Below are 22576 nucleotides of genomic sequence, written 5' to 3'. Positions count from 1 at the left end.
CCCCCGGGAGGCACCGATGCGTCTGATCGTCTACGGCGACTTCAACTGTCCCTACTCCTACCTGGCCAGCCAACGCGTCGACGCGCTGCTGCGACAGCGCCGCGCGGAGGTCGCCTGGCGGGCGGTCGAGCACAACCCCAGGCTGTCGATGACCGGTAGCCCGGTCGCCGCCGACCCGGACGGGTGGAAACGCGAGTTGGTCGAGAGCCAACTGCTCGCCCTGCCCGGCGAGCACCCGCCCGAGGCGGCCCTCACCCTGGTCAGCAACACGCTAGCAGCCGTCTCCGCATACGCCGAGGCGGTCACCGACGGTGTCGAGCACGACCTGCGTCGTCTGCTGTTCGACGCCATCTGGGTGCGTGGCCAGCACCTCAGTAACGCCTACGACGTGCGCGCCCTCGTCGCCAGCCTCACCTATCCGCCCTACCCCATCGGGCCCTACCTCAGCTCGCCGGAGTTGCCCCCGCCCGGGTTCGGCAACCCCGCGCCGTTGCACACCACCCGGATCCTCGGCGCGACGACGGCCCCCAACGGAATACCACTGACCACTACCGGCTGGCGCCGCTCGCGGCGATGGCGCACCGACTGGCTGGACGCCGCCGGGCCCGTCGTACCCGTTGTGGTGGATCCCGAGGGCACCGCGCTGCGGGGCACCCGAGGGCTGGCATACCTGGCCGAACTACTCATGGACCCGCGAGCACCCCGCGCGACGCGGCCGAGCGAAAGGTCTTGCGTCACCACCTGATGATCGAGTTCTCCCGCCCGGACATCGGCTCGTGACATCGGCAACTACTCGTCAGAACACCAGCCCCCGGTCCGCAGACGTAGTTGCGCCCGAACGTCATCCGCCTCGCCGGCGCCGAGATCCGTGAAGAGCGCCAGCGACAGTCGGAGCTGCTGAACGCCCCGCTCGGTGTCGCCGTGGTCGCAGAGCATCGTGCCGAGGCGGCGCAGCGCGGTCGCCTCACCCTGCCGGAAGTCCGCGCGGCGCATCGCCTCGACAGCCAGCTCGGCGTACCTGATCGCCGGGCCGGTCTGCCCGTCACCCAGGCAGGCGTCGGCGAGGGTGCCCATCACGCTGCCCCGGTTACGTTCGTTGACCGGCACTCCGGCAACGGCCAGGCTCGCCCGCAGGTAGTCCAACGCCGCGCGGTAGCGGCCGAGCCGGCACTGCACCTCGCCGATGTTGCCCAACGCGTTTGCCTCGATCTCCGGAGCCGCGCTGCGGCGGGCGAGGCGGGCGGCCGAGCGACAGCATCGGATCGACTCCTCGTGCCGTCCGGCCAGCCGGTGAACCATTCCGATGTTGCCCATGGTCGCCGCGCAGGAGCGCAGGTCGCCGAGGCGTCGGCGCAGTCGCAGGGCGTGCTCGAAGCTGGCCACCGCTTCGTCGTACCTGCCGGCCGTCCCGTGTAGGACACCGAGCTGGTTCAGTGCCCGGGACTGCCCGTCGTCGTCCCCGGCGGCGCGGCTGACCGCCAAGCTGTCCCGCAGCAGCCGGTGCGCCTCGCCCGTGTCGTGCAGGTGGAAGCGGGCCACCGCCAGGTCGTGCAGCAGTCGCGCCCGGGCGATGTCGTCGCCGAGCCGTTCGGCGGCGGCGAGGCCGGCCTGGTCCACGGTCATCCAGTCCTCGACGTGGCCGCACATCTCGAAGAAGAGGAAGAGACTGTCGGCCAGTTCGACGGCGTACCGGGCGGTGGCCGGCGCGGCGGCAGCCTGACGCACGGCCGCGACCAGGTTGGGCCGTTCGGCGTGCAGCCATGCCAGAGCGTCGTCGGGGCCGGCGAAGCGGGCCGGCTCGTCGGCGGTCGCGGCCCGCGTGCCCGGCCGGAGCAGCCCGACGGCGTGGCGGACGGCCGTCAGGTGCTGCTCGAGCACCCGGGTCACGGCAGCCGTCCGGCCCGCCTCGCTCTCCTCGGTGGCCAGTTCCCGGGCGAAGAGCCGGATCAGGTCGTGCAGGACGTACCGGTGTTCGGCGGTCTCCTCGATCAGGCGCGCGTCGATGAGCTCATCCAGCGCCTCGCCGGCATGGGCTGGTTCGACGTCGAGCAGGGCCGCCGCTGTCGCGGGGGTGAGTTCCGGCATGTCAACGGCGCCGACGAGCCGGAACAGCCGGGGCGCCAGCGGGTGGGTGAGGTGCTGGTAGCTGACCAGGAAGCTCGTCCGTACGGCGATGTCACCCAGCCGCAGCTCCGGCAGCCGGCGGCGCCGGTCGCCCAGCCGGTCGTCCAGCATCGCCAGGCTCCAGTGCGGCCGGGCAGCCAGCCGCGCACCGGCGATCCTCAGTGCCAGCGGCAGGCCGCCCAGCCGGCGGGCCAGCCGGATCGCGGTGGCGGGCTGGCGATCGATCCGCGCGGCGCCGGCGAGCTGGCGCAGCAACTCCACGGCGTCGCGGTCGTCGAGCACGCCGAGTTCGAGGTGCCGCACGGCGTCCAGTTCGGTGAGGTGCCGGCGGGACGTCACGAGGACCGCGCAGTGTCGTCCGGCGGGCAGCAGCGGGCGGATCTGCGCGGCGTCGCGGGCGTTGTCGAGCACCACCAGCAACCGTCGATCGGCCAGCAGCGAGCAGAGCATGGCCGCCGCCTCGTCCGGATCGGCGGCGACGGCCACCTCGGGACCGCTGAGCGCTCGCAGAAACCGCGCCAGCACCTCGCGGGGGGCCAGCGGCGGCGGCCCGGCCGTGGCGCCGCGCAGGTCGGCGTAGAGCTGCCCGTCGGGAAAATGCCCGGCGACCTGGTGTGCGGCCCAGGTGGCGAGCGCCGACTTGCCAACACCTGCCGGCCCCGTGACGACGCAGATCGAGGGTCGGCCGTCCGGCGCGGCGGTGAGCGCCTGCCGAACCGCGGCCAGTGACCGCTGGCGCCCGACCAGGCGCGGGCCGGGGTGCGGCAACTGCCGCGGTATGCACAGCGTTCCCGGTGCCGCCGCCCCAGCCGAAGGGGGCTGCCGGGCCAGTTCGGCGAGCCGGCTCAGGACCGGCCCCGGCGCCACGTTGAGCCCGTCGGCCAGGGCCTGCCGGCAGCGCTGGTACGCCGCGATCGCCTCGCCGCGGCGACCCAGCCGGTGCAGGGTCGCGACCTGTTGTTCAGCGAAGCGTTCGTGCAGGGGATACCGGGTGACGAGGTCGTCGAGGATCGGGGCGATCTCCTGGTGCCGGCCCAGGTCCAGCTCGAGGTCGAGGTACTCCTCGTACGCCAGGAGCCGCCGTCGTTCCAGCCGAGCGGCGCTGGTGGCCAAGCCACCGAGATTTGCGATGTCGGCCAGTGGGGCACCGCGCCACAACTTGAGCGCGGCCTGGTACAACGTGGCGGCTCGGTCGAGGTCACCGGCGTGCGCCGCGGCGCGCCCGGCGGACAGTTCGGCCTCGAAACGTGACAGGTCCAGTTCGGCCGGCGCGGCGGTGATCCGATAGCCCGGTGGAGCCGACTGTATCCGGTCGGTGAGTAGCTGCCGCAGCCGCCACACGTGCAGCTGGACATTCTTGCGGGCGGTGCGGGGCGGGTCGTCGCCCCAGACCAGGTCGATGATGGACTCCACCGGGGTGACCCGGTTGATGTGCAGCAGCAGCGCGGCGAGCACCGCGCGCTGCCGTGGCGGCCCGAGCGGCACCGGCTCGCCGTCGACGCCGATCTGCACCGGGCCGAGCAGCCCGAACCTCAGGCCCGCCTCCATGTCATCGAACGATACCGATCGGCATATACCAGGAATAGATCGATGGCTGAAAAGCTCGGCGCCCCCCACGCGAAAGGAGAGTGCCGTGTCCGAACCGAATCGCGGGACGCGGCTGCCGGTGTGGGTGCCGGTGACCTGGGTCGCCGTGCTCCTCGCCGCGCTGCTGGTGCCAGCCGAGCCCGCCTCGGCCTCGCACCCCAACCCGTCCCCCAGCCGTCACCTGCACAACATCCACTACGCCACCAGCGGATCGTCCGCTGGCGCGAACGACGAGCAGTTCTGCATCGAGTCGCATGACACCTCCAAGGTCAGCAACAGCGCCGGCCGGGCGTTCGTCAACCAGACGCTCACGGAGATGGGTAGCGGGCGCGTCTGGGACGGCGTCGGCGGCTGGCGGATCGACCTCTGGCCGACCAGCGCCAACTGCACCTCGTATCCAACCTCGACGCGCGCCACGATCGAGATCGAGGTGCATTACGGCTGGGACTGGAGCGGCACCTGCGGCGGCCCGACCGGCTACTACAACTGCGTGGTGCACGACAACCCGGTATGGGACGCGGCCCACGGCCACTACGACAGCCGGTGGGCGTACGTCTACCTGGTGTTCAGCTCCGGCGGGCGGCTGGACACCGTCGGGCGGGGCTTCATCAATCACGAGTTCGGCCACGTGTTCGGCCTCGCCGACGACAACGGCGTCTGCAACCCGCCGAGCCTGATGCACAGCACGGTCGTCGGCTACAGCTGCGGCAACTGGCCCTACTGGTATCCCAGCCCGGCCGACTTCCAGTCGGTCGCAAATGTGCTGGCCTGAGCGGGGAGGAGGGACCCCGTGGGCCACGTGTCTGCCCGCAACCGGGTGCTGACCATCCTGACGGCCTGCCTCGCCTCAGCGGCCGTGGCGGCGGTGGTGGCGATGGCCGTGCCCGGCCCCGACCGGGAACACGACCACCACGACCACGCCCATGTCGACACCACGAGCGGGCTGCTGGTGACGACCCGTTCGACGTTGCGGATGTGTGTCGAGAACGCTGGCCGGGCCGGTGCCCCGGATGTCCGGACCGATCTGCTGGCCGGCCTCGCCCTGGTACGCGCCGAGCCGGACTGGGCCGGGGCGTACGGTCGGACCGTGGTCGATCCGGCGCGCGCGGTGCAGTTCGGATGCCCGGCCCCGCGCCTGCCCCAGCGGGCCGGGCGGGCGGCCCTGGCGGGTCCCGGGGTGACCGACACCCCGAGCGCCTTTCGGATCTGGGTGTACGTCCTCGACGACCCGAGCGCCGACCGAATCCTCGGTGCCAGTGAGCCGGCCGGCCTGGCGACCGCCGAACTGATGCGGGAGCAGAACAGCGCCTGGCCGGTTTCCACCGCGCTGCTCATCCGCGGCTCCCGGCTCGCCGACTCGCGGGCGGTGGCCCGGGGGCTCGGCGCGGCGCTGGGCCTTGTCGCCCCCGACCAGGTGACGGCCGGTTGACCGCCGCCCGGCCGGCACCACCACCGGCCGGGCGCCCACCCGCCAAGGCCCGAGGCGCCGGTGGCCCGGTCCGCGTCGGGCGGGCCACCGGCGGCGCGGCGCCGCGGTGGCTGTACGGCGGCTACTGAGCTGCACCGGTGCGCGTGCCGACGGCCAGCGGCCGCCACCACGATTCGGTCAGGTGCGCTTTGCGGAGGCCGAACAGCGCGGCGAACTCCCGCTCGAACCGGCGGGCGCTGACCCCCGCGGCCACCCGCATCTCCAGTGCCGCCTCGACCAGGGCCGCCCGGTCGTCCTCGTCGAACGTCGCACCCGAGGAGAGGATGGGCGTCACCCCGGGGACGAAGCCATGCCGGACCCCTTCGTGGTGGCACTTCCTGACCAGGGCAAGGATCTGAGCCTTCTCCCCGCTGACCTGGTCGGCACCTGTCGAGTCGGCGCTCATCGCAGCCCCCTTCATCACGTCTGGCCCGCTGCCGCCGTGCGGTCGCGGACCAGCGTTTCGAACCCGGTTCAAGCCGTCATGGAGCACGGGTCGACAAGCGTGGGTATGGCAGCACCCGGGGTGCGGTCCCGGTGATGCGGCGTCCGCGGGGTGGACGCGACGGTCGCGGTGCACGCCGACGTGCGGTGGCCACGCACGCCCGGCTATTGCGGGCGGTGGGCGAGTCCGCTCATCTTGACGGCGGTGAAGACCGCGGCGGCCAGGGCCACGTCCGACAACAGCATGAGCCCGATCGCGTACGAACCCTGCACGCCGTACACCCAGCCCATGACCAGCGGCGGCACGAACCCGCCGAGGCCGCCGGCCGCGCCGACCAGCCCGGTGACCGCGCCCACCTGCGCGGCGGGGGCCACCTTGCCGACCAGGGCGAAGACGGCTCCGCTGGCGGCGCCGAGCAGGGCCGCCATGCCGAGGAGGGCCACGGTGCCCACCGGCATCAGCGGCGGCTCGAAGGCCTGCACCACGGCCAGGGTGGCCACCAGGGCGAAGCACCAGACCAGCACCGGCACCGGGTGCAGCCGGTCGGACAGCCAGCCCCCGACGGGCCGGGCGGCCACCGCCAGCACCACGAACCCGGCGGTCCTCAGCGCCCCGTCGGCAGGGCTCAGCTCGTACGTGGTGCGCAGGTAGGCGGGGAGGTAGACGCTGAAGGCCACGAAGCCGCCGAAGCCGACCGCGTACAGGAAACAGAGCTGCCAGGTGACGGTGAGCCGGCCGACGCCGGCCAGCCGCTGCCAGGCCGAGCCGGTCGGTCGGACCCGGCCCGGGGCGTCCCGCAGCAGCAGGAACGCCAGGACCGCGTACCCGGCGAGGATGGCGGCGACGAGCAGGAACGGCGCCCGCTCACCGTAGGCGTCGGCCAGCCGGACGGTGGTGAAGTTCGCGATCGCCGTGCCGCCCATCCCGACGCCGAACAGCCCGATGGCGAAGCCCCGCCGGGCCGGCGGATACCACGCGGAGACGTGCGGGACGCCCACGGCGAAGGCGGTGCCGCCGATGCCGAGGAAGAAGCCGGTCACGATCAGGGCGGCGTACGAGGAGACCGTGGTCAGCGTCAGCACCGGAACGATGGTGGCCAAGGTGACCAGCGGGAACACCAGCCGTGCCCCGTACCGGTCGGTGAGCGCGCCGACCGGCACGCGGCCGAGCGACCCCACCACCACCGGGACGGCCACCAGCAGGGACTGGGCCGTGAAGCTCAACCCCAGCCGCTCCTTGATGCCGGGACCGAGCGGCCCGAGCAGCGCCCACGCCCAGAAGTTGACCAGGAAGCCGAGCGTGGCGACGGCGAGCTGGAGCGGAGCCGCGGTGCTCCGGACGGGCTGCGCCGCCGGTCGGCCCGCCACCTGCTGTCTGTCACGGGTCATTGTCATCGCTCATCTCCCTCGTGGCGGGCGCCGTCGGCCCAGGAACCGCAGGAGCAGGGGCCGCCTGCTGTCTCGTCGATCCTGCGGCCCCTGAACCGGGCCGGTCAGGGTCGGAAGTCCCAGCCCGGGCGGGACCTGGGGCCGGATGTTCTCAGCTAGTCGTGGTCGAGCCGGCGCTGAACGGTGTCGCGGTGCCGTCCCGTCCAGGGCGCGGGCGCGAGGTCGACCACGCCGCGCAGCCGCGGGTGGTGGCGGCGCAGCTCGGCCTCCAGCCGGTGCCGCAGGGTGTGCCGGGCCGCCGGGCAGCCCTGGCAGGCACCGGCCAGCCGGACCCGCACCTGCCCGTCGTGGACGTCGACCAGGTCGATGCGCCCGCCGTGGGACCGGGCCACGTCACCGACCGGCCCGTCCAGCAGCCGCCGGACCGACTCCCGGAGCGTCGCGTCGTCGTCCGGGGCCGGGCCGGACCGGGTGACCCAGCCGGCGGGTTCGGCGAGGGCCGCGTGCAGCGCCGTGCGGACCCGCGCGCCGTCGGCGGCCCAGCGGCGGCCCGGAGCGAGATCGGTCACCACCGCGCCGGCCTCCACCAGCACGGCGGTGAGCACACCGTCGGCCAGCAACCCGGCCAGCGCCGCCGGTGCCGCGGCCACCGCGCCGGTCACCGGCACGGCGCCGGTGGGCACGATCCACCGGACCCGCTCCGGCCGGGCCGGGTCCGCCTGGGGGTGCAGGGGTACGACGCTCATGCCGGCCCTCCGTTCCGCGCCGCGATCAGGCACCGCGGCGCCGTGCCGATGACTCGCTCGATCAGGACAGGAACACGGTGGTGAGGGTCCGGGCCAGGAGGGCCAGCACCCAGGCGAGGCCGGTGAGACAGCCGAACGCGGCGAGGGGCCACTTCCAGCTGCCGGTCTCGCGGCGGATCGCGCCGACCGTGGCCATGCACTGCAGGGCGTACGCGAACCAGACCAGCAGCGCCACCACGGTGGGCGGGGTGAGGACCGGCTGGCCGGCGTGCGGGCCGTCCGGGTAGGTGAGGTGCCGTAGCGCCCGCGTCGGGTGCTCGGGGTCCTCGGCGGCGGCCACCTGGCCGAGGGTGGCGACGAACGTCTCCCGGGCCGACTGGGCCGACAGCACCCCGACGCTGACCCGCCAGTCGAAGCCCAGCGGGGCGAAGGCGGGCTCCACCAGCCGGCCCAGGCCGGCGGCGTAGCTGTGGTCCACCGCGTACGCCGACACCGCGGCGGGACTGCCGGTGTCCACCCCGGCGGCCCGCAACTCCGCGCCGGAGTGCTGCGGGACGTTGAGCAGCAGCCACAGCGCCGCCGTGGTGACCAGGATGATGGTGGCGCACTTGCGGACGAACGACTTCGCGGCGTCCCACATCGCCACCAGCACGGACCGGGCCGACGGCAGCCGGTAGGGCGGCAGCTCCAGATAGAACGGCATCGCCGTGCCCCGCCGGTGCACGACGCGCTGGACGAACCCGGCGGCGAGCATCGCCGACACCGCGCCGAGCAGGTACATGCCGAACATGACCAGGCCCTGCGCGCCGAACGGCCCCCACCGTGCCGACGGGTCGACCAGCAGGCTGATCAGCAGCACGTACACCGGCAGCCGGGCCGAGCAGGTCATCAGCGGCGCGGCGAGCATGGTGGCCAGCCGGTCGCGGGCCGACGGCAGGGTGCGGGTCGCCATGATCCCGGGGATGGCGCAGGCGAACGAGGAGAGCAGCGCGACGAAGGCCCGCCCCTCCAGCCCCACCCGGGCCATCACCCGGTCCATCAGGAACGCGGCCCGGGGCAGGTAGCCCACCCCGTCGAGGAGGGCGAGCAGGAGGAAGAGCAGGGCGATCTGGGGTACGAAGACCAGCACCCCGCCGACCCCGCCGATCAGCGCGTCACCGAGGAACCCGGCCAGCCACGGATTGTCCACATGCCGGTCCACCAGCCGGCCGAGCAGCGCGAAGAAGGACTCCACGGCGTCCTGCAGCGGCGCGGCGAGGGTGAAGACGGTCTGGAAGAACAGCGTCATCACGGCGAGGAAGACGAGCGTGCCCCAGAGCGGGTGCAGCAGCACCGCGTCGATCCGCCGGGTGGCCCGGTGCGGCTGCGGCGCCCGGTAGCCGGCGAAGTCGAGCACCGAGTCGACCCAGGCGTCCCGCTCGGCCGGCTCGACCGGCGGCGGCACCACCGGGACCGACCACTCCCGCCAGCCGGCGAGGCGGTCGCGCAGCGCCGCCACGCCCCGCCCCCGATGGCCCAGCACCGGCACCACCGGCACGCCGAGCGCCGCGGCGAACGCCGCCACGTCCAGGTGCCCCTGCCCGCGCGCCAACTCGTCGGTGAAGGTGAGCACCACGCAGGTCGGCAGGCCCCGGGCGAGGACCTGCGCCAGCAGCCCCAGCGAGCGGCGCAGGGTGGTGGCGTCGACGACCGTCAGCAGCGCGTCCGGGCGGTCGGTGCCGTCCCGCCGCCCGTCCAGGACGTCCACCGCCACCTGCTCGTCCGGGCTGATCGGCACCAGGCTGTACAGGCCGGGCAGGTCCTCGACGGTGTAGCGGGCGTCGCCGTGCCGGCAGGTGCCGACGTACCGGGCGACGGTCACCCCCGGATAGTTGCCGGTCTTCGCGGTGAGCCCGGTCAGCGCGTTGAACACGCTCGTCTTGCCGGCGTTCGGGCTGCCCAGCAGGGCGACCCGGACCGTGTCGGGCGGCGCGGGCGCGGCGACGCCGCCGTGGCAGCGCCCGGTCACCCGCCCACCCCGACCACCCGTACGCACGCGGCCTGCGCCCGGCGCAGGCAGACCGCGTAGTCCCGCAGCCGGTACAGGACCGGGTCCCGCAGCGGCGCCCGCCGCTCCACCCGGACCCGGGTGCCCGGGGTGAAGCCCAGATCGGCGAGACGCCGGGCAACGGCGGGGGAGACGGCCGAGGCCACCCCGACCACCATCGCCTCCGCCCCGGGACGCAGGTCGGCCAGGGGCACCTCCACGCCGTCGAGGCCCCGCGGCCCGGTCGGCCGGCTGCTCGCCGCGCTCCCGTTCATCGATCCTCCCCGCTGGCCGGCCGACCGGCCGACCCTGAGGCGAGGCTAACCTCACCGGCCGGCGGTAAACCGGGACCTCAGGCCCGTCCGGGGTGGACCATGGTCCCGGACCGGACACGTGACGCGGGCTGCGCGGAATCCCGCCGTGTCCGAAACGCGCCGCTCCGCCGTTCTGTCCAGCTGCGGACCTTGGTCCCGGGCTTTCGGGACCCGCGCCTCCCGATCACCGGTTCTTGATCGCGCAGGCTGGTCGGCGTGACCCGCCCGGGTCACCGCGACACCGGCCGCCGCCGTCGCCCGCCGCTGAGGAGCAACCACCGTGCCATCGCGCCGCTCGCCCGACCCCGCCCCGATCCCCACGACGGACCACGTGCCGGGTACGGCGCCGCTGCTGGCCGCCCGCCGTTTCCTGACCCGGGAGACGGTCGGCGACCACGGCCGTACGCTGCACCAGGTCGACGACAACGACTGGGACCGCTTCTACCGGGACCGGTGGCGCTACGACCGGGTGGTCCGCTCCACCCACGGCGTCAACTGCACCGGATCCTGCTCGTGGAACGTCTTCGTCACCGACGGCCTGATCACCTGGGAGCACCAGGCCACCGACTACCCGAGCACCGGGCCCGACTCGCCGGACTACGAGCCCCGGGGCTGCCCGCGCGGCGCGTCCTTCTCCTGGTACGAGTACTCGCCGTCGCGGGTGCGCCACCCCTACGTCCGCGGGGTGCTGGCGGAGATGTTCCGCGACGGGTTGCGCCGCCTGGGCGACCCGGTGCTGGCCTGGGCCGACATCGTGGAGACCCCGCTCAAGGCGCGCGCCTACAAGAGCCAGCGGGGCCGCGGCGGTTTCGTGCGCGCCGGCTGGGACGAGGTGATCACCATGGTCGCCGCCGCGCACGTCTACACCACCAGGACGTACGGCCCGGACCGCGTCGTCGGGTTCTCGCCCATCCCGGCGATGTCGATGGCCTCGTTCGCCGCGGGCACCCGCTACCACGCGCTGCTCGGCGGCACCCTGCTCAGCTTCTACGACTGGTACGCCGACCTGCCGGTCGCCTCGCCGCAGATCTGGGGTGACCAGACCGACGTGCCCGAGGCCGGCGACTGGTGGAACGCCACGTACCTGATGATGTGGGGCTCGAACATCCCGGTGACCCGCACCCCGGACGCCCACTTCCTGGCCGAGGCCCGCTACCGGGGCACCAAGGTGGTCGCGGTCAGCCCCGACTACGCCGACAACGTGAAGTTCGCCGACGACTGGCTCGCCCCCCACCCGGGCACCGACGGGGCGCTGGCGATGGCGATGGGCCACGTCGTGCTCACCGAGTTCTTCCGGGACCGCACGGTGCCCTACTTCGTCGACTACGTACGCCGCTACACCGACCTGCCGTTCCTGGTCACCCTCCGGCCGACCACCGACGGCGCCTGGACCGCGGACCGCTTCCTGACCGCCGCCGACCTCGGCGAGACGGACGGCGCACACAAGACGGTCCTGGTCGACGAGCGCACCGGCGAACTGGTCGCGCCGAACGGGTCGCTGGGCTTCCGGTACGGCGAGGCCGGCGCCGGCCGCTGGAACCTCGACCTCGGCGACGTCGTCCCGGCCCTGGGGCTGCTCGAACTCGCCGACGAGGCGGTGCCGGTCGACCTGGCCCGCTTCGACGTCGGCGACACCGAGGGCGGCAGCACGATGCGCCGCGGCGTGCCGGTGCGGCGCGTCGGCGAGCACCTGGTCACCTCCGTCTACGACCTGGTGCTGGCCCAGTACGGGGTGCGCCGCGGCGACCTGCCGGGCGAGTGGCCCACCGGGTACGACGACGCGGACGCCCCGAACACCCCGGCCTGGCAGGAGCGCATCACCGGCGTACCGGCCGCCCTGGCGGCCCGGATCGGCCGGGAGTTCGCCCGCAACGCCGAGCGCAGCCGGGGCCGCTCCCTGATCGTCCTCGGTGCCGGCGCCAACCAGTGGTTCCACTCCGACATGACCTACCGGGCGTTCATCTCGCTGGTGACGCTGACCGGCTGCCAGGGCGTCAACGGCGGTGGCTGGGCGCACTACGTCGGGCAGGAGAAGGCTCGCCCGGTCACCGGCCAGCAGCACCTGTCCTTCGCGTTCGACTGGCAGCGGCCGATGCGGCACCAGGCCAGCACCCCGTTCTGGTACCTGCACACCGACCAGTGGCGCTACGAGCGGGTGCCGGCCGACGAGCTGTCCTCACCGCTGGGCACCGGCCGGTTCGCCGGCATGAGCTTCGCCGACACGGTGGCCGCCGCGCAGCGGATGGGCTGGAGCCCGGGCCACCCGGCGTTCAACCGCAACCCCTTGGAGCTGACCGACGAGGCGGCGGCGGCCGGGGTCAGCGTGCAGGAGCACATCGTCGCCGAGCTGACGGCCGGTCGGCTGCGCAGCGTGGCCGAGGACCCCGACGACCCGGCGAACTTCCCCCGCTGCCTGACCCTGTGGCGGGCCAACCTGCTCGGCTCCTCCGGCAAGGGCAACGAGTACTTCATGCGCCACCTGCTCGGGGTGGACGCGTCGGCCACCGCCACGGAATGCGAGCCGGGCCAGCGGCCGCGCGACGTCGCCTGGCGGGACGAGGCGCCGATCGGCAAGCTCGACCTGCTCACCGCGCTCGACTTCCGGATGACCAACACCGGCCTGCACTCCGACGTGGTCCTGCCCGCCGCCACCTGGTACGAGAAGCACGACATCTCCACCACCGACATGCACCCGTTCGTGCACGCGTTCAGCCCGGCGGTCGACCCGCCCAACGACGCGCACACCGACTACGACACCTTCCTCGCCCTGGCCGACAAGGTCGGCGAGCTGGCCGTCACCCACCTGGGGGTGCGCCGCGACGTGCTGGCCGTGCCGCTGCAGCACGACACCCCGGACGAGCTGGCCACGCCGGGTGGCCGGGTACGGGACTGGAAGGCCGGCGAGTGCCCGCCGGTGCCCGGGTCGACCATGCCGAAGCTCGTCGAGATCGAGCGGGACTACCCGCGGATCGGCGCGAAGATGCGCGCCGTCGGGCCGCTGCTCGACACGCTCGGCACCACCACGAAGGCGCTCACCGTCGACGTCACCCCGGAGCTGGAGTACCTGCGACACCAGAACGGGGTCGTCACCGACGGGCCGTACGCCGGGCGACCGTCGCTGGCCACCGCCGACCGGATGTGCGAGGCGATCCTTGCGCTGTCCGGCACCACCAACGGCCGGGTGGCCGCGGCCGGCTTCGCCGCCCTGGAGCAGCGGACCGGGCAGCCGTTCGCGGACCTGGTCGCCGGCCACGAGCAGGACCGGATCACCTACCCGGACACCCAGCGGGCGCCGCAGCCGGTCTTCACCAGCCCGGAATGGTCCGGCTCGGAGAAGGGCGGCCGCCGCTACTCGCCGTTCACCCTCAACGTGGAACGGCACAAGCCCTGGCACACCCTGACCGGCCGGCAGCACTTCTTCGTCGAACACGACTGGGTGGCGGAGCTGGGGGAGCAGCTGCCGGCCTTCCGGCCGCCGCTGAACATGGCGCGGCACTTCGGCAGGCCGGGCGAGCTGGTCGACGGTGGCGTGACCGTACGGTTCCTCACCCCGCACGCCAAGTGGTCGGTGCACTCGATGTACCACGACAACGAGTTGATGCTGGCGCTGTCCCGGGGCGGCCCGGTGATTTGGCTGAGCGTCGAGGACGCCGCCAAGATCGGCGTAGGCGACAACGACTGGATCGAGGCGCACAACCGCAACGGTGTCGTGGTGGCCCGCGCCGTGGTCAGCCACCGGATGCCCGAGGGCACGGTGTTCCAGTACCACTCGCCGGAACGCACCGTGAACGTGCCGAAGGCGGAGCGGAGCGGCCGGCGGGGCGGCTACCACAACTCGCTGACCCGGCTGCTGATCAAGCCCACCCACCTGGCCGGCGGGCACGCCCAGCTCACCTACGCCTTCAACTACTACGGCCCGATCGGCAGCCAGCGCGACGAGATCACCGTGATCCGCCGCCGCACGCAGGAGGTGGAGTACTGATGAGGATCCGTGCGCAGGTGGCCATGGTGATGAACCTGGACAAGTGCATCGGCTGCCACACCTGCTCGGTGACCTGCAAGCAGACCTGGACCAACCGGGAGGGCACCGAGTACGTCTGGTTCAACAACGTCGAGACCAAGCCGGGCATCGGCTACCCGAAGCACTACGAGGACCAGGACCGCTGGCACGGCGGCTGGCAGCTCGACGGCAAGGGCCGGCTGCGGCTGCGCTCCGGGGGCCGGCTCAAGCGGCTCGGCCGGCTCTTCGCCAACCCGGACCTGCCCTCGATCGACGACTACTACGAGCCGGCCACCTTCGACAAGGACATCCTGGTCAACGCACCCGCCGGGCTCACGGACACCCCGGTCAAGCGGCCCCGCTCCGCGCTCACCGGCGAACCGATGGCCGTCACCTGGGGCGCCAACTGGGAGGACAGCCTGGGCGGGGCGCACGAGCACGCCGGCGGCGACCCGAACCTCGCCCGGATGCCCGGCGAGGCGGCCGCGAAGGTGAAGTTCGAGTTCGAGAAGACCTTCATGTTCCACCTGCCGCGGATCTGCGAGCACTGCCTCAACCCGGCGTGCGTGTCGGCCTGCCCCTCCGGCGCGATGTACAAGCGCGCGGAGGACGGCATCGTGCTCGTCGACCAGGACCGCTGCCGGGGCTGGCGGATGTGCGTCTCCGCCTGCCCGTACAAGAAGGTGTACGTCAACCACGCCACCGGCAAGGCCGAGAAGTGCACCTTCTGCTTCCCGCGCATCGAGGCCGGCCAGCCGACCATCTGCTCGGAGACGTGCGTGGGCCGGCTGCGCTACCTGGGCATCGTCCTCTACGACGAGGACGCCGTGCTCGCCGCCGCCTCCGTCGCCGACGAGCGCGACCTGCTCGACGCCCAGCGCGCGGTGTTCCTCGACCCGGCCGACCCGGCCGTGCGGCGGGCCGCCCGGGAGGCCGGGCTGCCCCAGGAGTGGCTGGACGCCGCGCAGCGGTCCCCGGTGTGGCGACTGATCAGCGAGTACCGGGTGGCGCTGCCGCTGCACCCGGAGTACCGGACGCTGCCCATGGTCTGGTACATCCCCCCGCTGTCGCCGGTGCTCGACGCGGTCGGCGCGGCCGGCCGCGACGACGTCGACGCGGACGACGTCTTCCACACCATCCGGGAGCTGCGCATCCCCGTCGAGTACCTGGCCGAGCTGTTCACCGCCGGGGACGTCGACGCGGTCGCCGGGGTGCTGATGAAGCTGGCCGCCATGCGCTCCTACATGCGCGCCCGCACCCTCGACGGCACCATCGCCACGGACCTGCTCGACGGCATCGGCATGACCGCCGAGCAGGTGGAGGCCATGTACCGGCTGCTCGCCGTCGCCAAGTACGACGAGCGCTACGTGATCCCCGCCGCGCACACCAAGGACGCCGCCGCCCTGGAGGCCCAGGCCGCCGCCCACCCCGACTGCTCGCTCGACTGCGCGGGCGGCCCGGGGATGACCACCGAGGCCACCGTGCAGAGCTTCCACCTGGTCGACGGCGACGAGGTACGGCCCGGCCGGCCGGGGCTGCTCTCCCGGCGCGCCGACGGCCGGCGCGGCCTGACCATCAACCCGCTGCGGGGGCGGTCATGACCGCCGCCACGGACCGGGCCCGGATCTTCGAACTGGTCGCGCTGCTGCTCACCTACCCGGACGACGAACTGCTGGACGCGGCCGGCGAGCTGCGCGCGGCCGCCGCCCGGGTCACCGACGAGACGGTACGGGGACAGCTCGGGGAGTTCCTCGACTGGTTGCTGACCGTCAGCCCGATCGAGGCGCAGCGGCACTACGTGCGGACCTTCGACCTGCGCCGCCGCTCCGGCCTCTACCTCACCTACTACCTGCACGGCGACACCCGCAAGCGGGGGATGGCGCTGCTGATGCTCAAGCAGCGGTACCGGGCGCACGGGCTGCGCCTGACCGGCGGCGAACTGCCCGACCTGCTGCCGGTGGTGCTGGAGTTCGCCGCGGCCGTCGGCCCCGGTGACGGGGAGGCGCCGCTGCGCCAGCACCGCAAGGGCCTCGAACTGCTGCGCTCCGCGCTGGCCGAGTCCGGCAGCCCGTACCGGCTGTTGCTGGAGGCCGTCTGCGCGGTGCTGCCGGACCTCACCGACGCCGACCGGGCGGCGGTCGCGGCGCTCGCCGTCGACGGCCCGCCGGTGGAGACGGTCGGCCTGGATTCCCTCGGCCTCGGCCCGGACCTGCACGCCCTCGCCCCCTACCCCGCCTGCTCCCCTTCGGAGGCACCACGATGACCACGCTCGTCTGGATCGTCCTGCCGTACCTGTGCCTCGCGGTCTTCGTCGCCGGGCACGTCTGGCGCTGGCGGCACGACCAGTTCGGCTGGACCACCCGGACCAGCCAACTGCTGGAGAACCGGCTGCTGCGGCTCGGCTCGCCGCTGTTCCACCTGGGCGCCTTCGGGGTCATCGGCGGGCACGCGATGGGGCTGCTGGTGCCCGCCTCGGTGACCGCGAAGGTCGGCGTCAGCGAGCACGTCTACCACCTCACCGCGGTCTGGGGCGGCACGGTGACCGGCGCGATGCTGGTGGCCGGGCTGCTGCTGCTGATCGCCCGGCGCCTGGTCAACGGCCGGGTCCGCCGGGTCACCACCGCCATGGACCGGGTGCTCTACGCCGCGCTGGCCGCCATGGCGGCGCTCGGCATGACCGCCACCGTCGGCACGAACCTGCTCGGCGCGGGCTACGACTACCGGGAGACGATCGCCGTCTGGTTCCGGGGCATCTTCTGGTTCCAGCCCGATCCCGCCCTGATGAGCGGCGCTCCGCTGGTCTACCAGCTGCACGCGATCGGCGGCTTCCTGCTGCTGGCGCTCTGGCCGTTCACCCGGCTGGTGCACGTCTGGTCGGCGCCGCTGGCCTACCTCTGGCGGCCGTACGTGGTCTACCGCGTGCGGCGCGGCGCCCCGCCCACCCCGCCGCCCGCCCCGGCCGCGGTGCGGGACGCCCCGGTCCGCCTCGGGCGCTGACGATTCCGCGACCAGGGCGCCGTCGCCGCGGCGTCCTGGCTAGGCTGCCAGGGTCGGGCCAGCAGCGGAGGAAAGATGGACCAGGACCACCTGCCGAACGTCTACCTGCGGTTTCTGGAGCGCTTCCCGGAGATCGCCGAGGCGCAGGGGACGCTGGCGCGAACGGTGCGCGAGACCAACCCGTTCGACGAGCGCACCGACCGGCTGATCAAGCTGGCGCTGGCCGTCGGCGCCGAGGCGCAGGGCGCGGTGCGCTCCAACGTGCGCAAGGCGCTGCACCACGGGGCGACCGTGGACGAGGTTCGCGCGGTCGCCCTCGCCGCCATCACCACCTGCGGCTTCCCCACCACCATCGCCGCGCTCGGCTGGATCGAGGAGGTCGTCGCCGCCCCGGCGGACCACTGACCGACCCCCGCCTCGGGACCAGCGTCCCTGGTCGCGGCCGTTGTCACCGGCCAGCCTCGGTGCCATGACAGCGCTGACCAGGACACGACAGCAGGACGGCCCGCACCGGCCTGCGGGCACCTCGGTGCGGGTGCCGAGGCGGGACGCGGGGGATGCCCCGTTCATCGTCATCTGGGAGGCCACCCGCGCCTGCCCGCTGGCCTGCCTGCACTGCCGGGCCTCGGCCCAGCCGCTGCGGGACCGGGCCGAACTGGACACCGACGAGGCGGTGGCCCTGATGGCGCAGGTCGCCGCGTTCGGCCGGCCGGCGCCGCTCTTCGTGATCACCGGCGGTGACCCGTTCCAGCGACCGGACCTGGAGACGCTGGTCCGCCGGGGCACCGAACTGGGCCTGCCCGTGTCGGTGTCGCCCTCCGGGACCACCACCCTCACCCGCGCCGCCCTCGCCGGGATCCGGGCGGCCGGCGCGCGGGCGATCTCGTTGAGCGTGGACGCCGCCACCGCCGCCGCGCACGACGGCTTCCGTGGCGTACCCGGCGTCTGGGACCTCACCGCGCGGGCCTGGCGGGACGCCACCGAGCTGGGGCTGAAGGTCCAGATCAACACGACCGTCACCCGGGACACGGTGCGCGACCTGCCCGCCATCGCCGCTCAGGTCCGCGACCGTGGCGTGCTGCTGTGGAGTGTCTTCTTCCTGGTCCCGACCGGCCGTGGACGGTCCCTGGCGAGCCTCGACGCGGCGCAGACCGAGGACGTCCTGCATCTGCTCTACGACCTCGGCGAGACCGTCCCGGTCAAGACCACCGAGGCGCACCACTTCCGGCGGGTCTGCCTGCAACGCGACGCGCTGGCCGCGCGCGGCGCCGACCCCGTGGCCGCGCTGGGCCTCGGTCCGCTCTACCGGGACCTGCGCGAGCGGTCGGTGGCGCTCGGCCTGCTGGGGCGCCCCGGCCGGGTCCGCCGGCCGCCGCTGCGGGTCAGCGCCGGCAACGGCTTCGCCTTCGTCTCGCACCGGGGCGACGCGCACCCCAGCGGCTTCCTGCCGCTGCCCGCCGGCAACGTGCGGCGACGGTCGCTGGTGGAGATCTACCGCGACTCGGAGTTGTTCACCGGCCTGCGGGACCCGGGCCGGCTCGCCGGCCGCTGCGGCGCGTGCGAGTACCGCACCGTCTGCGGCGGGTCGCGGGCCCGGGCGTACGCGGTGACCGGCGACGTCTGGGCCGAGGACCCGTCCTGCGGCTACCGGCCCGGCTCCTTCCCGGACCCGGCGGGCGCGGAACTCGCCGAGGCGGGACCTGAGTCCCGCTCCGGTTCGGGACCTGCTGCCCTCCCGAACGGGTGAACCCACCGGGCAGGGTGAGCGCATGACCACACTTGTGCTCACCGTGGCGGGTGTGCTGCTGCTGGCAGCCGGCCCGGTCATGATCGCCCAGGGTGTCCTCGGCCGGCGCAGCGTCGTCCGGGAGCTGGCCCGACAGCGGATCGCCTTCCCCGCCACCGGTCTGTCCGGCGCGCTCACCCCGTTCGCCGGTGCCCCGGTACGCACCGGCCCGCAGGCCCGCGCCTACTCCGACCTGATCGCCGGGCACGTCGCGCAGGCCACCGGCGGCCGCACCTACGCGGAGATCGCCCAGGAGTGCCTGGGCGCCGGCCGCGGCGACGAACGGCTCGACCGGCTGCGGCAGACCGCGTTCATGGGGGAGACCCTGCGCGGCGCGTTGCTCGGGGCGTACCAGGCGTGGCAGGTGACCGCCCTGGTCATCGGGCTCGGTGGCCTGGTGCTGCTGATCGGGGCGGCCCTGCTCCTGCTCGGCCTGCGGCTGTGACCGGTCCGGCGCGCAGCCGGTGGCGGTTCTGGCCGGACCGGCGCGTGGTTGGTGGCCGCGCGCCGGACGGCGCTCAGTCCTCGCCCGGCGGGGTGAACAGCGGCGTGCTCAGGTACCGCTCGCCGGTGTCGGGCAGCACCACCACGATCGTCGCCCCGGCGTGCTCGGGTCGGGCGGCCACCGCGAGGGCGGCGTGTACGGCGGCGCCGCTGGACACCCCGGCCAGCAGTCCCTCGGTGCGGGCGAGCCGGCGGGCCGCCGCCCGGGCCTGTTCGGTGTCGACCCGGAACACCTCGTCGTGGACGGTCGGGTCGAGCACCTCGGGGACGAAACCCGCGCCGATGCCCTGAATCCCGTGCGGCCCCGGCGGGCCTCCGGACAGGACCGGTGACTCGGCCGGCTCCACCGCCACCACCCGCAGGTCGGGGTTCTTCGACCGGAGCACCTGGCCGACGCCGGTCAGCGTGCCGCCGGTGCCGACCCCGGCCACCAGGACGTCCACCGCGCCCCCGGTGTCGGCCCAGATCTCCTCGGCGGTGGTGCGCCGGTGGATCTCCGGGTTGGCCGGGTTGTCGAACTGCCGGGGCAGGTAGGCGCGCTCGGCGTCGGCGAGCTGCCAGGCGCGGCGGACCGCGCCCGACATGCCCTCGGCGGCCGGGGTGAGCACGATCCGCGCGCCGTACGCGGCCAGCAGCGCCCGCCGCTCCACGCTCATGCTCTCCGGCATGGTGAGGGTGACCCGGTACCCGCGGGCGGCGGCCACCATGGCCAGCCCGACGCCGGTGTTGCCGCTGGTCGCCTCGACGATCGCGCCGCCGGGTCCCAGCTCGCCGCTCTCCTCGGCCGCCTCGATCAGCGCGAGGGCCAACCGGTCCTTGACGCTGCCGCCCGGGTTCGCCGACTCCAGCTTGCCGAGCAGGGTGGCCGGCAGCCCCGCGGCCACCCGGTCCAGGCGCACCAGCGGGGTACGCCCGATCAGCGCGGTCACGTCCTGGTGGATCATTCTGTCGCTCCTCGCTCAGGGCCGGGGTCCGACCATCGTCAGGGGGACGGCGGCCGGTGCGCGCAGCCGGGCGCCGGGTGGCACGTCGTGCAGGACCAGGCAGTGCGCGCCGATCCGGGCGTCGTCGCCGATCCGTACCGGGCCGAGCACCGAGGCGCCGACGCCGAGCACCACCCGGTCGCCGATGGTGGGGTGCCGGCGGCTGCCCTTGCCGTCGCACCACCAGCCGCGGCCGCCGAGCGTCACCCGGTGGTAGATGGTCACGTCGTCACCGATGCGGGTGGTCTCCCCGATCACCACCGCGGCGCCGTGGTCGATGAAGAGGCGGCGCCCGATCACCGCGCCGGGGTGGATCTCGATCCCGGTCAGCAGCCGGGTGAGCTGGCTGAGCGCCCGGGGCAGCAGGGGCAGCCCGCAGCGGTGCAGGCGGTGGCCGAGCCGGTGGCTCCACAGTGCCCACAGGCCGGGATAGAGCAGGGCCTCCACGATCCGGATGCCGTGCAGGGCGGGGTCGCGGCGGATCGCCGCGCGGATGTCGTCGAGCATGGGTGTCGTTTCCCCGGGAGAGGGGGCCGGCGCGGGGAGCGACCGGCCCGCAGGACAGGACCGGCGTGCCGGCGTCCCGGGACCGGTCGCTGCCGTGGACCGGGAGGGGGAGGCCGGCTCAGGCCGGGCGACACCGTTCGTCGAAGTCCCGCCGGACGTGGGCGCCGGCCATCGGCACGGCGAAGCGGCGACCCGCCAACCGGCGCCGGTCGACGGCCGAGGCGGCCCGGCCGGCGCGGGGACGGCGGCTCACCGGGCGGGCCCGGTGGCCGGGGTGGCGGTCGGGGTGATCCGGTCCCAGGCCGGGATCGGCAGGGCGATCACCGCGGCGGGGAAGAGGCCGTGCTCCTCGTTGTCGATGTGCCGGTGCAACCGGTCGAGGGCGGCGAGCACCGTCGGCCAGTCCGGCGCGGCGCGGTCGACCGCGCCGAGGACGCCGTGGATGTCGCGGTGCTCGCCGCAGAGCCGGGCCACCGCCTCGGCGAGGCTGCCCTCGGCGCGCAGCTCGGCGAAGAGCCCGCCCTCCTCGACGGTGGTGTGCGGCGTGAGCAGGGCCAGCAGGTCGTCGAGTGCCCGCAGGGCGTCCGGGTCAGCGCGGTGGATGGCGGACCGCAACCGGCCGGCCGCGTCGGAGATCGACTCGTGCTCGGTCGAGAGCTGGCCGATCAGGGGAAAGTCCCGGCATCCGCAGTAGTTGCACACCGAACATCGCCTCCCCCTCCGGGTGGCCGTACGCCGTCCCGGTCCCTGCCCAGGCTGCTCGCCGCTAATCGCGGCGGACAGGGCCGAACGGCCCGACGGGCCGGGACGGCGGGCCCTGACCCGGCCGTCCCGGCGGCGGCAGGCGGCTCAGACGGCGGCCGGCTGGCGGGACAGTCGGATCTGCCAGGTCTCCGGTCCGTCCTGGAGCCACTCGGTGGCCATGCCACCCCGGTAGCGCGATTCGATCTCGGCCAGCAGCGGCCGGGGCGCGTGCGGCGCGACCAGGACCAGCGCCCCGCCGTCCGGCAGCGCGTCCAGCGCCGCGAGCACGGTGGCGTGCCGCCGGTCGTGCGGCAGCGTCCGGACGTCGAGCCGGGGGTCGATGGTCAGCGTCGGGGCCGGGGCGTCCGCCGCCCCCCGGTCCCCGCCGCACCCGCAGGTCCCGCCGCACCCGCCGGCCGACGACTCGGCGGAGCCGAGCAGGTCGTGCATGCCGTCCAGCAGCGCCGCCAGCGACACGTCCGCCGCGTCCACCAGCAGCGGCACCACCAGCTCGTTCTCCTTGATCAGGTGGGCGGCGAGGACACCGGCGAGGGCCTGCGCGGTGGCGGCCGCCCGGACCGGCTCCTCGGCCGCCTCGAGCGCGACCACGAGGTCGGTGATGGCCTGGTGTTCGGCCTGCATGCCGCGGATCAGCAGGGTCGCCTCCGGCCGGGCCGCGGCCACCGGGTAGAGGGCGGTCTCCTCGGCGTGCGCGTGCGGCAGCAACTCGTCGCGCAGCCAGCCGGTCAGGTCGTCGCGGACCTGGTCGGCCCGGCCGGTGTCGCCCTGGACCGCCGCCGTCAGCAGGTCCTGGACGTACCGGTCGAGCGCGGCGGCGAGCTGGCCGTGGTGGCCGACAACCGCCCGGGCGGCGGCGCGGTCGGCGGTGGAGCGTGCGTGGGACATGGTGACTCCCGTGGTTTTGACGTCGAACGACGTTGTAACGTTATCTACCGT

20 protein-coding genes are annotated in these 22576 nt (G+C 74.1%); 10 read left to right on the top strand and 10 right to left on the bottom strand.

The annotated features are described in order from the left end of the window. The first annotated feature begins 16 nt into the window (after positions 1 to 16). On the top strand, positions 17 to 745 hold the full coding sequence (locus ACIBPB_RS07050) for a DsbA family protein (protein WP_396838648.1): 729 nt from the start codon (positions 17 to 19) through the stop codon (positions 743 to 745). A 44-nt stretch (positions 746 to 789) separates the two neighbouring features. On the opposite strand, the gene ACIBPB_RS07045 is transcribed toward ACIBPB_RS07050, so the two are convergent. Then, on the bottom strand, positions 790 to 3672 hold the full coding sequence (locus ACIBPB_RS07045) for a BTAD domain-containing putative transcriptional regulator (protein ID WP_396838647.1): 2883 nt from the start codon (positions 3670 to 3672) through the stop codon (positions 790 to 792). An 85-nt stretch (positions 3673 to 3757) separates the two neighbouring features. Here ACIBPB_RS07045 and ACIBPB_RS07040 point away from each other — a divergent pair, with 85 nt between their 5' ends. Both ACIBPB_RS07040 and ACIBPB_RS07035 read left to right on the top strand, forming a co-directional pair. Then, positions 3758 to 4483 carry a hypothetical protein gene (locus tag ACIBPB_RS07040; protein ID WP_357312455.1) on the top strand — a complete coding sequence of 242 codons (726 nt, stop codon included), beginning with the start codon at positions 3758 to 3760 and terminating at the stop codon, positions 4481 to 4483. Positions 4484 to 4501: 18 nt separating this feature from the next. Continuing rightward, on the top strand, positions 4502 to 5140 hold the full coding sequence (locus tag ACIBPB_RS07035) for a hypothetical protein (RefSeq protein ID WP_396838646.1): 639 nt from the start codon (positions 4502 to 4504) through the stop codon (positions 5138 to 5140). Positions 5141 to 5261: 121 nt separating this feature from the next. On the opposite strand, the gene ACIBPB_RS07030 is transcribed toward ACIBPB_RS07035, so the two are convergent. The 5 genes from ACIBPB_RS07030 to ACIBPB_RS07010 all read right to left on the bottom strand — a co-directional run bounded on the left by ACIBPB_RS07030 (position 5262) and on the right by ACIBPB_RS07010 (position 10059). Then, entirely contained in the window at positions 5262 to 5585 is a 324-nt protein-coding gene (locus ACIBPB_RS07030; RefSeq protein WP_396838645.1) for a hypothetical protein, read from the bottom strand. A gap of 203 nt (positions 5586 to 5788) precedes the next feature. Next, positions 5789 to 7018 carry a nitrate/nitrite transporter gene (locus tag ACIBPB_RS07025; RefSeq protein ID WP_396838644.1) on the bottom strand — a complete coding sequence of 410 codons (1230 nt, stop codon included), beginning with the start codon at positions 7016 to 7018 and terminating at the stop codon, positions 5789 to 5791. A gap of 149 nt (positions 7019 to 7167) precedes the next feature. After that, positions 7168 to 7758: a NifU family protein gene (locus tag ACIBPB_RS07020; protein ID WP_357312473.1), complete on the bottom strand. Its 591-nt coding sequence runs from the start codon at positions 7756 to 7758 to the stop codon at positions 7168 to 7170. Positions 7759 to 7819: 61 nt separating this feature from the next. Further along, the gene (locus tag ACIBPB_RS07015) at positions 7820 to 9766 is read right to left on the bottom strand and encodes a ferrous iron transporter B (protein ID WP_396838642.1); all 1947 of its coding nucleotides are present in this window, start codon (positions 9764 to 9766) and stop codon (positions 7820 to 7822) included. After that, a complete protein-coding gene (locus ACIBPB_RS07010) occupies positions 9763 to 10059 on the bottom strand; it encodes a FeoA family protein (protein ID WP_357312485.1) in 297 nt (98 codons plus the stop codon). Before ACIBPB_RS07010 ends, ACIBPB_RS07015 begins: the two co-directional genes overlap by 4 nt. A 388-nt stretch (positions 10060 to 10447) precedes the next feature. Between ACIBPB_RS07010 and ACIBPB_RS07005 the strand changes: the two genes are divergently transcribed. From ACIBPB_RS07005 to ACIBPB_RS06975, 7 genes are all read left to right on the top strand, one after another. Then, complete coding sequence (locus ACIBPB_RS07005) at positions 10448 to 14080, top strand: nitrate reductase subunit alpha (protein ID WP_396838838.1); 3633 nt, start codon at positions 10448 to 10450, stop codon at positions 14078 to 14080. Then, positions 14080 to 15699 carry a nitrate reductase subunit beta gene (gene narH / locus ACIBPB_RS07000; RefSeq protein ID WP_396838640.1) on the top strand — a complete coding sequence of 540 codons (1620 nt, stop codon included), beginning with the start codon at positions 14080 to 14082 and terminating at the stop codon, positions 15697 to 15699. The genes ACIBPB_RS07005 and narH overlap by 1 nt, the downstream gene beginning before the upstream one ends. After that, positions 15696 to 16361 carry a nitrate reductase molybdenum cofactor assembly chaperone gene (gene narJ / locus ACIBPB_RS06995; RefSeq protein WP_396838639.1) on the top strand — a complete coding sequence of 222 codons (666 nt, stop codon included), beginning with the start codon at positions 15696 to 15698 and terminating at the stop codon, positions 16359 to 16361. The genes narH and narJ overlap by 4 nt, the downstream gene beginning before the upstream one ends. Further along, positions 16358 to 17095, top strand: a complete 738-nt coding sequence (narI, locus tag ACIBPB_RS06990; RefSeq protein ID WP_357312506.1) for a respiratory nitrate reductase subunit gamma — start codon at positions 16358 to 16360, stop codon at positions 17093 to 17095. The genes narJ and narI overlap by 4 nt, the downstream gene beginning before the upstream one ends. Positions 17096 to 17170: 75 nt before the next feature. Next, positions 17171 to 17500 (top strand): carboxymuconolactone decarboxylase family protein, encoded by a 330-nt coding sequence (locus tag ACIBPB_RS06985; RefSeq protein WP_396838638.1) that lies wholly within the window; start codon positions 17171 to 17173, stop codon positions 17498 to 17500. Positions 17501 to 17564: 64 nt separating this feature from the next. Then, positions 17565 to 18842 carry a TIGR04053 family radical SAM/SPASM domain-containing protein gene (locus tag ACIBPB_RS06980; RefSeq protein ID WP_396838637.1) on the top strand — a complete coding sequence of 426 codons (1278 nt, stop codon included), beginning with the start codon at positions 17565 to 17567 and terminating at the stop codon, positions 18840 to 18842. 22 nt (positions 18843 to 18864) lie between these two features. Then, positions 18865 to 19326 carry a hypothetical protein gene (locus ACIBPB_RS06975; protein WP_396838636.1) on the top strand — a complete coding sequence of 154 codons (462 nt, stop codon included), beginning with the start codon at positions 18865 to 18867 and terminating at the stop codon, positions 19324 to 19326. A gap of 73 nt (positions 19327 to 19399) precedes the next feature. On the opposite strand, the gene cysK is transcribed toward ACIBPB_RS06975, so the two are convergent. The 4 genes from cysK to ACIBPB_RS06955 form a co-directional block, all read right to left on the bottom strand. Continuing rightward, positions 19400 to 20329, bottom strand: coding sequence for a cysteine synthase A (cysK, locus tag ACIBPB_RS06970; RefSeq protein ID WP_396838635.1), 930 nt, complete (start codon positions 20327 to 20329; stop codon positions 19400 to 19402). A gap of 15 nt (positions 20330 to 20344) precedes the next feature. Further along, positions 20345 to 20875 (bottom strand): serine O-acetyltransferase EpsC, encoded by a 531-nt coding sequence (gene epsC / locus ACIBPB_RS06965; protein WP_396838634.1) that lies wholly within the window; start codon positions 20873 to 20875, stop codon positions 20345 to 20347. Between the two features lie 249 nt (positions 20876 to 21124). Further along, positions 21125 to 21577, bottom strand: coding sequence for a hemerythrin domain-containing protein (locus ACIBPB_RS06960; RefSeq protein ID WP_396838632.1), 453 nt, complete (start codon positions 21575 to 21577; stop codon positions 21125 to 21127). A 147-nt stretch (positions 21578 to 21724) separates the two neighbouring features. Next, a complete protein-coding gene (locus ACIBPB_RS06955; RefSeq protein WP_396838631.1) occupies positions 21725 to 22525 on the bottom strand; it encodes a DUF2249 domain-containing protein in 801 nt (266 codons plus the stop codon). Positions 22526 to 22576: the final 51 nt, after the last annotated feature.

The organism is Micromonospora sp. NPDC049836 (assembly GCF_044465125.1).
In the GTDB taxonomy this organism is placed as follows: Bacteria; Actinomycetota; Actinomycetes; order Mycobacteriales; family Micromonosporaceae; genus Micromonospora.
The sequence above is the reverse complement of the archived record's forward strand: the minus strand, read 5'-3'. Positions and strand labels throughout refer to the sequence as shown.

Excerpts from the sequence above, each read along its gene's own strand:
- ACIBPB_RS07050 (WP_396838648.1), top strand. The coding sequence starts at position 17 with ATGCGTCTGATCGTCTACGGCGACTTCAACTGTCCCTACTCCTACCTG.
- ACIBPB_RS07045 (WP_396838647.1), bottom strand. The coding sequence starts at position 3,672 with ATGGAGGCGGGCCTGAGGTTCGGGCTGCTCGGCCCGGTGCAGATCGGC.
- ACIBPB_RS07030 (WP_396838645.1), bottom strand. The coding sequence starts at position 5,585 with ATGAGCGCCGACTCGACAGGTGCCGACCAGGTCAGCGGGGAGAAGGCT.
- ACIBPB_RS07025 (WP_396838644.1), bottom strand. The coding sequence starts at position 7,018 with ATGACAATGACCCGTGACAGACAGCAGGTGGCGGGCCGACCGGCGGCG.
- ACIBPB_RS07020 (WP_357312473.1), bottom strand. The coding sequence starts at position 7,758 with ATGAGCGTCGTACCCCTGCACCCCCAGGCGGACCCGGCCCGGCCGGAG.
- ACIBPB_RS07010 (WP_357312485.1), bottom strand. The coding sequence starts at position 10,059 with ATGAACGGGAGCGCGGCGAGCAGCCGGCCGACCGGGCCGCGGGGCCTC.
- narH (WP_396838640.1), top strand. The coding sequence starts at position 14,080 with ATGAGGATCCGTGCGCAGGTGGCCATGGTGATGAACCTGGACAAGTGC.
- narJ (WP_396838639.1), top strand. The coding sequence starts at position 15,696 with ATGACCGCCGCCACGGACCGGGCCCGGATCTTCGAACTGGTCGCGCTG.
- narI (WP_357312506.1), top strand. The coding sequence starts at position 16,358 with ATGACCACGCTCGTCTGGATCGTCCTGCCGTACCTGTGCCTCGCGGTC.
- ACIBPB_RS06985 (WP_396838638.1), top strand. The coding sequence starts at position 17,171 with ATGGACCAGGACCACCTGCCGAACGTCTACCTGCGGTTTCTGGAGCGC.
- ACIBPB_RS06980 (WP_396838637.1), top strand. The coding sequence starts at position 17,565 with ATGACAGCGCTGACCAGGACACGACAGCAGGACGGCCCGCACCGGCCT.
- ACIBPB_RS06975 (WP_396838636.1), top strand. The coding sequence starts at position 18,865 with ATGACCACACTTGTGCTCACCGTGGCGGGTGTGCTGCTGCTGGCAGCC.
- cysK (WP_396838635.1), bottom strand. The coding sequence starts at position 20,329 with ATGATCCACCAGGACGTGACCGCGCTGATCGGGCGTACCCCGCTGGTG.
- epsC (WP_396838634.1), bottom strand. The coding sequence starts at position 20,875 with ATGCTCGACGACATCCGCGCGGCGATCCGCCGCGACCCCGCCCTGCAC.
- ACIBPB_RS06955 (WP_396838631.1), bottom strand. The coding sequence starts at position 22,525 with ATGTCCCACGCACGCTCCACCGCCGACCGCGCCGCCGCCCGGGCGGTT.